Below are 8,861 nucleotides of genomic sequence, written 5' to 3'. Positions count from 1 at the left end.
ATATCAAAATTATTTCAATAGTTATTTTTTCTTAATTTTTTAAAATTACGCGGAGAGGGCTCAAATGCATAAACAGAAGCATTGGGATTGATACTTTTTGTCACCAAACTGTAAATACCGGTATTGGCTCCTACGTCAAAAACTACATCGGAACACTTACACAATTGAACCCAAATCCATCCAATATCATTCTCCCAAGTTTTAAATAGTCCATCTCGGAGAGTTCTTTCCTCTATAATACCTCCATAATTAATCATATAGAAATAATTATTTTTCGGAATTTTTACTTGAAATTTTCCTCTGAAATTTGCTCTTTTACTCAGCAAGCTTAAGGAATTATTTTTTCTTAAGAACGATATTATCCTCCTTTTGCCTGCAAGAGAACATCTATTATAAACCTCTAATAAGAATTTCTCTTTTAAACTATGAAGATTGAATTTTGACATTATATATTTGTTAAGGAAATAAGAAAGAGCTTTCGGCTCAAGACTATGTTGGCTTCTCAAAAGTAGAGGCTAAAAGGAATGGTGGCCAAATATCCTTATCGTGCAAAATTTGAAATTTAAGAATATCATTTATCCGTAATATTGGAGTATTAAATTTTCCTTTTGATACGTGCATATTTATCGAATATATTCCTTTTGATAATTGAATATTTCTGTGAATAACTACAAATTCAAAAGTCCCATTTTTTATTTTAAAATTGGATGGTTTCAGATTTTCTTGTAAAATAGCCAACGGCCGTTGTTCTTTATCAAAAATAGATACATTAAAGTTAGGAATTTCCATTTTTGGATTCCGAACTCTAAATCGGAAATAGATTTTTAAATGGCCGTTCCATAATATTTGTGCAATTTCATTTTCAACATTCTCCACATCAAGTAACTCAACATTTTCAAGTTCTAAACTTCCATCGGTGAAAACAATATTTTTCTGATTATTTGTAAAATGACCATAATAAAGATCAATAGCTTTTGCTATATCTTTGCCTTGGAATTCAGATCTTCCTCGTTCTAATAGGATTATTTCATCGCAAAGTCTAGAGACTTGTGGCATACTGTGCGAAACAAAAATAATTGCGGTATTTGGCAGAATTAAATCTATTGTTTTAAAACATTTAAGGATAAAACCAAGATCCCCAACTGCTAGTACCTCATCGATAATAAGAACATCAGGTTTCATTTGTGCTGCGACCGCAAAGCCAAGGCGTACCTTCATTCCGCTACTATAGTTCTGTACCGGCATATCAATAAATTCACGAATCTCCGCAAAATCTATGATCTCTTCCAGCTTTTCTTCTATCTCCTTACGGGTAAAACCAAGTACTGCCCCATTATTGTAGATATTCTCCCTTCCGGTTAAAATAGGATTAAAACCGGCTCCAAGTTCTATTAAGGCCCCTACCCGACCTTTTATAGTGATCTTCCCGGCATCGGGATTTATTAAACCGTTCAACATTTTAAGCAGGGTAGATTTCCCTGCACCGTTATGGCCTATCAAACCCAGGCATTCTCCCCGCCGCAATTCAAAATTTATATCCTTCACCGCCCAGAACTCCTTCTCCCTTAAAGACCGTTCTGCCTGATTCCCATTTAAATTGCTTAGCAGGTCTTTGATACCATACCAAAGACTGGTCTTTAGATCTTTACAGAACTTTTTAGATAAGCCCTCTACCTTTACCAAAACCTCTTTCTCCTCCATCTTATGCACTCATACGTTCAACAATAATTGGAATGGAGATCCTGTAAAATACCAGTCCCACAAATAATAAAGGAATAGCCAGCAGGATGATCACTATATAATATCCCAGATATTCGGGCATGGTTCCAGTTAGCATATTACGTGTAGTGAGTATAATAGGACTTATGGGATTGATCTCCATAAGGGTTTTCATTATTCCGGTATCAGGTATGGCATACACTACGGGAGTTGCATACATTAAGAACGAAAGTCCTACCGAAACGATCTTCCCAACATCCCGGTATAAAATGCTTACAGGTGTCAAAAATAATCCGATCGTAGTACCAAATACCAAAGCGATAAAAATGGCTACAGGCAATAGAAATATACTCCAGTGGAACCCTATGCCAAAAAGAAATATAAAGGCCAGTAATAAAACGATCTTTACCGACGAGTTGAATAACAGTTTGTAGATCCCCGAGATCACTAAGGCCTCTTTAGGAAAATTGATCTTGGTGAGTATGCTCCTGGCAGAATTGGTACTTGAAGTTGGCGCATTGATGGCCTCGACGATAATAGACCATATAAGCGTACCCGAAAACGCATAGACGGGGTAGGGTATTCCGGTATCGGTAACCCGAATGGTGCCGGAAAGGTTTAGAAAAACCCATACCGCTGCCGTAGCGAGTGGCGTTATAAAAGCCCAGATAATACCAAGATAGGATTGCCTGTACTGCGCCTTAATATCCCTCTCAGCTATCTGTCTTGCCAGGAACCTTGAAGAATAAATATCTTTAAGGCTTGCTTTAAGCAAATCGCCCAAACCAAAGTTGTTTTCTCTCTGATAAATTTTTGTTTCCAATGACATTTAAATGAATTCTTTCCTCAATTGAAGTTATTTTCGCAAAATTTCTTTAAAATTCTGTCTTATCATTCTTTTTTGAAAATGTGTTCTCTTTTTAACATCATTATAATTCCAGGTTAAATAAATATTATCAACCTTTTCTATCTCATCAAAATTCAAAGCTACCATCTCGTCATTTATCCAGGTTTGAATATAGGATTCCACCTTAGGAAGATTCTTATTCAAAGCTACAAAAGGTATGTCAAAACTTTGAGCTGTGATTACACCGTGAAGGCTAGTACCCAAATACAATCTTGATCTAGCTATTAAAAGCATTATATCAAAAATATTTTTGGGTTCAATATAACTGAAAGTTTGGTCTAATGCAGCCAATTCTTTTAAAACTAAATCATCTTCATGACCAGGTGCTTTACCAATTGGACAAAGAATCACCCTTAATTTCAAACGTTCACTAAGGTTATGAATATCTTCAGAAAACCTTTTTAGATCTCGTGGTTTTTTGAACCTCCCCAGTTGTAAGAAAAGATAATCTTCACAAAGATTATCTTTCAATGATTTTTTTGAATTCAGAAATTCCAATGAATAAATATCAGAAATTAAAAGGGCTGAATCGGGTACTAAAATTGAGTCTACACCAATACTTCTTAAATTTTCCTGAGTTCTTTTATCCCGAACGCTTAAGTGTTCAGATTGTTTTAGGCAGTTTTTTACATGTACAAGATAATTATCACTTTTCCCCGCTAAATTTTCGCCACCTCCAACCGAGCTATAGCAAATATTTAAATCGGCATTTCCAAGTTCATCGAGTCCAGGACAGAAAGGAACTTTAACCTTCTTATTACAAAGCAAGTTCTCGCATAGGTCGTACCGTTTATCCAGCTTATGAAACCATTTCCTATAAGACAAACTCCTATATAGGGGATTTATAAATCTATAAAGGGTTTTCCAGTTAGCAAAAAACACTTCTCCACCCCCGATTAAGAGCGTTATATTTTCTCTCTTTAATTCCCTTAGAAGTTTACGGTATGAATAAGTAGGTAAAGCAGAAAAATGAGAAAGATCGCTTGACCTTATTCCAAAGTTCCTGAACTCACTATCAGGATGAATTGCACGGAAGACAAGTGGAAATAACAAATCTCCATAATTAATTCTGTCGCTTGCAGATAAAAAGTAGATGATCTTGTTATTATTTCCGCTCAATGTTTAAATAATGTTTTCCTTTAATTTTATTTATTTTCCTGCTATTTAAAATCTCTCCTGTAATCCTTTCCAACATCTTCTTTTCCTCCCAGTAAAATCTTACCCTATTTATTTTTAGTAAGAAAAGGTTTTTCATTAAGTTTTTCCGAGTAAGCCCTTTATCATAAGAAATTTTAGCAACTTCATTTTTGTTAATATCAGTATACCTGGTTTTAAGCATTCGCTCCTTAAACTTTAAATGTTCATTGGAAAAAGGAGGGAACCTCACCACCTTCCTATTTTCTCTATCATGTTTTATGTATATTAGAGGAAGTATTCCAATTTTAAAACCGTGGTATCTTAATCTATTACAATAATCGTGGTCCTCTCCATAATGAAAAAATATAGGGTCAAATCCACCAACGGTTTCTATACATTCCTTTGAAATTAACCATGCCGCTGCATTGACATATGGAAATTCATAGACTTCTCTTAAACTATTATTAGTAACAAAATCTGAATAGAAATCAGGATTGTATTCAATTGAAGTATGTTTAAAAAAAAGAGAATCTATTTTATTTCCCTCTCCATTTAGATGAACAGGACTTAGAATCCCGAATTGAGTATTACTTTTGTGAAATTCGATCAATTTCTGAAGACAGTCTTTCTCCAGGTAGACATCCTGATTCATTAAAAAGACATACTGCGCACCATCTTCAATCGCCTTACTAATCCCTATGTTATTTGCCTGCCCAAAGCCCATGTTCACTTCTTGTGATATTATTTGAGTCTTCGGGAAATTAGATTGAATAAATTCGGTAGTATTGTCGGTCGAATTATTATCTACAATAACCACAGGGTAGTCATTTCCTATACTATTAAGGCATTTTGATATCCACTGGATGGCATTATATGTTACAATTACGACTGTTGTTTGCAAAGCCATTTAAAATTACAATTATAAAGCAGAGTGCTCGAATGGAGTTTTGTTTATAGTGTTAAAAAGATCAACATCTATTTCACGATCTATTGTATGGTCTTTAACCCTGATTACCGCCAACCCAAAATCGTCATTTAGAACCGTAATAGTCAAGCTTTCAGGATATTTAATTCTTAAATATTCAACCGTCTTCCAAACATCACCGCACCATTGTCCCGTCCAGCCCTCTATATGCATTCTTTTTGCCTCCTGAAATGATTTAGCCGGAGTAGCGGCAGCTTCGTTTGGCGGAACACAATCATGCATCACGATTGTTCCATCTTTATTTAAATATCTTAAGCTATTTAGAACATCGTTGAGACTGGCTTCAAAAGTATGCAATCCATCAATAAAAAAAAGGTCTACCCCTTCCTGCTTAAAGAGTGATGGAGCCTTTTGTATGAAAAACTCATCACTTGTTAACTCAAAGTAGCGATTATTTATATTAGAGAAATTCCTTTTGATCCAAACAAGTTTCCCTTTCCAGTTTATTTTCATCGCCGGATCTACCGCGATCTTTCTTTTACATTTCAAAGGAAAAAAAAGTCTGCCTCTATGAACACCTATCTCAACATAAGTGGAATATTTTTTTTCATCAATCAAGTGCTTCATTAATTGAAACCTGTTCATATCAAAATTTAATTATTTTTGTTAAAACTACTACTTTAATGCTTACATTTTCCAAACTCGAAAAAAAAGGAAATCTCGGTAATCAGTTATTCCACCTGGCATCCACTATTGGGATAGCCAGAGATAAAGGTCACACGTATTCTTTTCCTGAATGGAAATATGAGAAATTCTTCGATTTTAATTTTCCAAGAACACCGGAGAATGTAAATTTAAAATATATAAAAGAAAAACAGTTCCATGTTTATGAATGGGACTTAAAGCAAGATAGTGATTATGACCTGGAAGGTTGGTTACAGTCTGAACAATATTTTGATATCCCATACACCCGCGAGGTGGTTTTTAAGTTCAAAGACGAATTTATAAATCCACTGTTAAAGCAAAATTCTTCTCTTTTTGACAGGAAAACCATACTTATAAGCGTAAGAAGAGGGGATTTTATACATCATCCTTTTTATTTTCAGTTATCATACAGGTTTTATTTTACTGCTCTTTTAGAATATTTTCCAGATTGGGAAGAGCGCAATCTCATCTTTATAAGTGACGATATAGCATATTGTAAATATCATTTTGGCCATTTTGAAAATGCCTATTTTCTTGAAGGCTTCAGTCCTATGGAGCAGTTGGCAATAGGATCCAGATGTGATGATTACATAATAAGCAATTCAACGTTCTCCTGGTGGGTAGCGTGGCTGGGTGAAAAAGAAGATACTCGCATTGTAAGGCCTTTGAGTAAATTCAGAGGTAAAAAAAGTACGCTTTCAAATGAAAAAGATTTCTTTCCCGATAGATGGATCATACACGATCACAGGAGAAAAAATATACCTTCCAGATATTCTAAACTCTATATTAAAGCTAACACCTATCTCTTCGGAAAATTCATTTACAATAAGCTAAGGGGTATGAAATACCGAATCATCAGGCTACCCAAAAAATTAGGTTGGTCTTCGTAGCACTATCAATTGACTCCTGGCCATAGAGCAATTTAGAAAATTCGGCAAAAGCTTTTCATTCTTTAAAGCCCATCTGGTATATTTTCCACTAAATTTTCCAACAGGCAGCAGTCTTCTAAAACGTTCAAGGGATCCTATTGGGGTGATTTGAACTTCACTGAAAAACTCTTTCCCTGCTGTTTCAAAATGGCGACTACTATAACTCCTATCCGGATGAGGATCGTTTGCTTTCCATTTGTAAAAAGCCTTTCTATTAAATTTAGAAGGCCTGTCATCCACAGGAATATACCATCTTATTTCATCCAGAATTTTACTATTCACTGCAGGCTCAAAGAATCTCGCCTCACCGTCTTCTTTTAATAATCTAGCTGTTTCCTTCAGAAATTCTTTTTCAATAGGAATAGTGAGATGATGTAAAAAGGCCTTACCGATAATAAAATCGAATGAATTTTCTTCTAAGTCGTTCTTCAGAAAATCCCCTTCAATAAATTTTATTGGATATTTGAAAGTATATTTTTGGTTTAATTTATCTACTATTTCGCCACTTGCAGAAGCAATATCATTCGCATAAACCTCGGCTCCCAGGGCAGCCATTACCGCAGCATTATTACAATTACCGCAGCCCATTTCAAGGATTTTCTTTCCCTTTATTTTTTCTCTGAAATTATCCTGATATATCCCAAACCAGCTGGTTTCGGTTTTTGTGGCAAATCGTAAATAATCATCCAGATGATCTAACCACCACAATATATTCTTAATCGAATAATTCAAATATTGTTGCTCGTATAAATACTTGTTTTTTTCCTGATTCTTAGCGTTCTCCTCCATTCAACTTGATTAATAAAGATTTAATTAAAAGGTTGAACTCTTAGCAGACCTTCTCGAAGGTCATTAAGTCTTTCTGGTAATACCAGAGAATTAGAGTTTTTAAAGTAATTATCCATCTCATCTAAAAAGACCGCACTATCCACGAATGGAACCACATAATTATCTATATCTACTGAATTAAAATAATCCTCGTATTTTACTCCATCTCCAAAAATTCTTTCCGAAAACTTGACCTGAATACTGGGAATTCCATAAGCATGTGACACAATTATGCCATGAAGCGAAGATGAAATCGTTTTACGGCATTTTAAGATCTCCGTAGTAATCTCTTCGATATTATTTGTCATTAGATCTATTACTTTCACATTATTCATTCCATTGAACAAACCTAAGGCCAGGTGGTAGTCATTATAGTGTGGAATTATTCCCAGCTCAAATTCTTTCTCCACTTCAGGATAATAGAATTTTGGTAAAAGTAAGGCCGGGTCTCCGTATACTTCAGGGCAGGTCATTCCTTGCTTATGGATATACTTACGAGTAATTGGGCCTCTAACAGCAAAAAATTTACTGCCTTCTATCTTCTTTTTTCTGTCAATTATACCACTTCCCCAAACGGAGGTATATTTTGAAGTGTGATGAAGAATACTGCCGATTGCAGAATAATTTTTTTTATTGATGCTATACCATGGAGTTTTAGAAGGGTTAACCCATTTTACAGGCATTCCAGATACCTTTTCTACGATATACTTTGACAGCAGGTCACCATAGTTTTCTTTGTTCTTACCCATTAACCTGGTTTCACTCCAATAAAAGAGAGGAATAGTTTTAGATAATGAAGAGGCCATATGATAAATGTATTATAAGATCATAGATACAAAAATCTTCTACATAATTCGATAATATTGATCCCAAAACATTTTAGAAATTTAAATAACCGCTAAAGCTACATTTTTTCAGGAGAAGGAAGTAGATAAATAAAAATTTTACAGATCAATCCTCCTGGTTTTTAGATAGCCTTATCGAATGTATTTGTTTATCATACATTTCGTTTATCATCTTATTATAACACCTATTTTCCCACTGATTAGGATCTGACTTTATTTCAAAATTTCTAAAACTGGAAGGATAGTTCTTAATTGGAGGGAGCTCTACTTCGATTGACTCGGTATTCTTTAATATGTTGTACCTACTCTCTACTTCATTCTTATATAGAAGGAACTTTGAGTTAAAAATATCTGAATAAAGATTCGCATAATTTGAATTATTCCCAATCGAAAGTCCAAGAAAGCCTAAAACACAAACGGCAGCACTTACGCTGAGCAAAGTTAAATACTTAGAGTAATTTAATCTAGTGGAAAAAAAACTCGCTAGGTTTAATAAGTTTAAGAAAAATATTGCCTGAAAAACGGAAAAGAGCAAATTACCAATTCTGCTGACCGTCAAATTAGGAACTCCCATGGTATAATAGGGAACAAAAACTATAGTGCTAAGAAAAAAGAAAGAAATTGTGGCTAAAATAAAAGGATTAAAACTTTTTATTCGGCCGCCTTTATTTTTGGCAATTAGGATAATGAACAATATAAAAAGTCCGAGGTAAATAATAATATGCGGCCAGCGAAATGCATTTTTAATTATAAACGATCCTGTTGATAAAATAGAATAGATCATAGAATGTAATAGATCACCACTTCCTGAATAATTATTAAGTTTCCCTTCAGTTGCTGGGGACATGAGCACTATCATACTACAA

Annotated in this window: 10 protein-coding genes; 1 reads left to right on the top strand and 9 read right to left on the bottom strand. The window is 34.4% G+C overall.

Annotation, left to right across the window (positions count from 1 at the left end):
• Window positions 1–14 precede the first annotated feature (14 nt).
• The 6 genes from EZJ28_RS15900 to EZJ28_RS15875 all read right to left on the bottom strand — a co-directional run bounded on the left by EZJ28_RS15900 (window position 15) and on the right by EZJ28_RS15875 (window position 5,315).
• Entirely contained in the window at window positions 15–446 is a 432-nt protein-coding gene (locus EZJ28_RS15900) for an FkbM family methyltransferase (protein WP_131399704.1), read from the bottom strand.
• A gap of 43 nt (window positions 447–489) precedes the next feature.
• Entirely contained in the window at window positions 490–1,701 is a 1,212-nt protein-coding gene (locus tag EZJ28_RS15895; protein ID WP_131399702.1) for an ABC transporter ATP-binding protein, read from the bottom strand.
• A gap of 1 nt (window position 1,702) precedes the next feature.
• The gene (locus EZJ28_RS15890; RefSeq protein ID WP_165499104.1) at window positions 1,703–2,503 is read right to left on the bottom strand and encodes an ABC transporter permease; all 801 of its coding nucleotides are present in this window, start codon (window positions 2,501–2,503) and stop codon (window positions 1,703–1,705) included.
• A gap of 72 nt (window positions 2,504–2,575) precedes the next feature.
• Entirely contained in the window at window positions 2,576–3,745 is a 1,170-nt protein-coding gene (locus tag EZJ28_RS15885; RefSeq protein ID WP_131399698.1) for a polysaccharide pyruvyl transferase family protein, read from the bottom strand.
• Window positions 3,732–4,670: a glycosyltransferase family 2 protein gene (locus EZJ28_RS15880; RefSeq protein WP_131399696.1), complete on the bottom strand. Its 939-nt coding sequence runs from the start codon at window positions 4,668–4,670 to the stop codon at window positions 3,732–3,734. Before EZJ28_RS15880 ends, EZJ28_RS15885 begins: the two co-directional genes overlap by 14 nt.
• 12 nt (window positions 4,671–4,682) lie before the next feature.
• Window positions 4,683–5,315, bottom strand: a complete 633-nt coding sequence (locus EZJ28_RS15875) for a class I SAM-dependent methyltransferase (protein ID WP_165499103.1) — start codon at window positions 5,313–5,315, stop codon at window positions 4,683–4,685.
• Window positions 5,316–5,371: 56 nt separating this feature from the next.
• On the opposite strand from EZJ28_RS15875, the gene EZJ28_RS15870 reads away from it, so the two are divergent.
• The gene (locus EZJ28_RS15870; RefSeq protein WP_131399692.1) at window positions 5,372–6,283 is read left to right on the top strand and encodes an alpha-1,2-fucosyltransferase; all 912 of its coding nucleotides are present in this window, start codon (window positions 5,372–5,374) and stop codon (window positions 6,281–6,283) included.
• Here the strand turns inward: EZJ28_RS15870 and EZJ28_RS15865 are convergent.
• The 3 genes from EZJ28_RS15865 to EZJ28_RS16135 form a co-directional block, all read right to left on the bottom strand.
• A complete protein-coding gene (locus tag EZJ28_RS15865; protein ID WP_131399690.1) occupies window positions 6,266–7,111 on the bottom strand; it encodes a class I SAM-dependent methyltransferase in 846 nt (281 codons plus the stop codon). The two genes, EZJ28_RS15870 and EZJ28_RS15865, sit on opposite strands and share 18 nt — an antisense overlap.
• A 20-nt stretch (window positions 7,112–7,131) precedes the next feature.
• A complete protein-coding gene (locus EZJ28_RS15860) occupies window positions 7,132–7,899 on the bottom strand; it encodes a polysaccharide pyruvyl transferase family protein (RefSeq protein WP_242670150.1) in 768 nt (255 codons plus the stop codon).
• A gap of 202 nt (window positions 7,900–8,101) precedes the next feature.
• Window positions 8,102–8,861: hypothetical protein (locus EZJ28_RS16135; RefSeq protein ID WP_207388482.1), on the bottom strand; the 760-nt coding region annotated here is incomplete at its 5' end.

Source organism: Gramella sp. KN1008 (assembly GCF_004332155.1).
In the GTDB taxonomy this organism is placed as follows: Bacteria; Bacteroidota; Bacteroidia; order Flavobacteriales; family Flavobacteriaceae; genus Christiangramia.
The sequence above is the reverse complement of the archived record's forward strand: the minus strand, read 5'-3'. Positions and strand labels throughout refer to the sequence as shown.

Excerpts from the sequence above, each read along its gene's own strand:
- EZJ28_RS15880 (WP_131399696.1), bottom strand. The coding sequence starts at position 4,670 with ATGGCTTTGCAAACAACAGTCGTAATTGTAACATATAATGCCATCCAG.
- EZJ28_RS15865 (WP_131399690.1), bottom strand. The coding sequence starts at position 7,111 with ATGGAGGAGAACGCTAAGAATCAGGAAAAAAACAAGTATTTATACGAG.
- EZJ28_RS15900 (WP_131399704.1), bottom strand. The coding sequence starts at position 446 with ATGTCAAAATTCAATCTTCATAGTTTAAAAGAGAAATTCTTATTAGAG.
- EZJ28_RS15875 (WP_165499103.1), bottom strand. The coding sequence starts at position 5,315 with ATGAAGCACTTGATTGATGAAAAAAAATATTCCACTTATGTTGAGATA.
- EZJ28_RS15870 (WP_131399692.1), top strand. The coding sequence starts at position 5,372 with ATGCTTACATTTTCCAAACTCGAAAAAAAAGGAAATCTCGGTAATCAG.
- EZJ28_RS15895 (WP_131399702.1), bottom strand. The coding sequence starts at position 1,701 with ATGGAGGAGAAAGAGGTTTTGGTAAAGGTAGAGGGCTTATCTAAAAAG.
- EZJ28_RS15860 (WP_242670150.1), bottom strand. The coding sequence starts at position 7,899 with ATGGGTAAGAACAAAGAAAACTATGGTGACCTGCTGTCAAAGTATATC.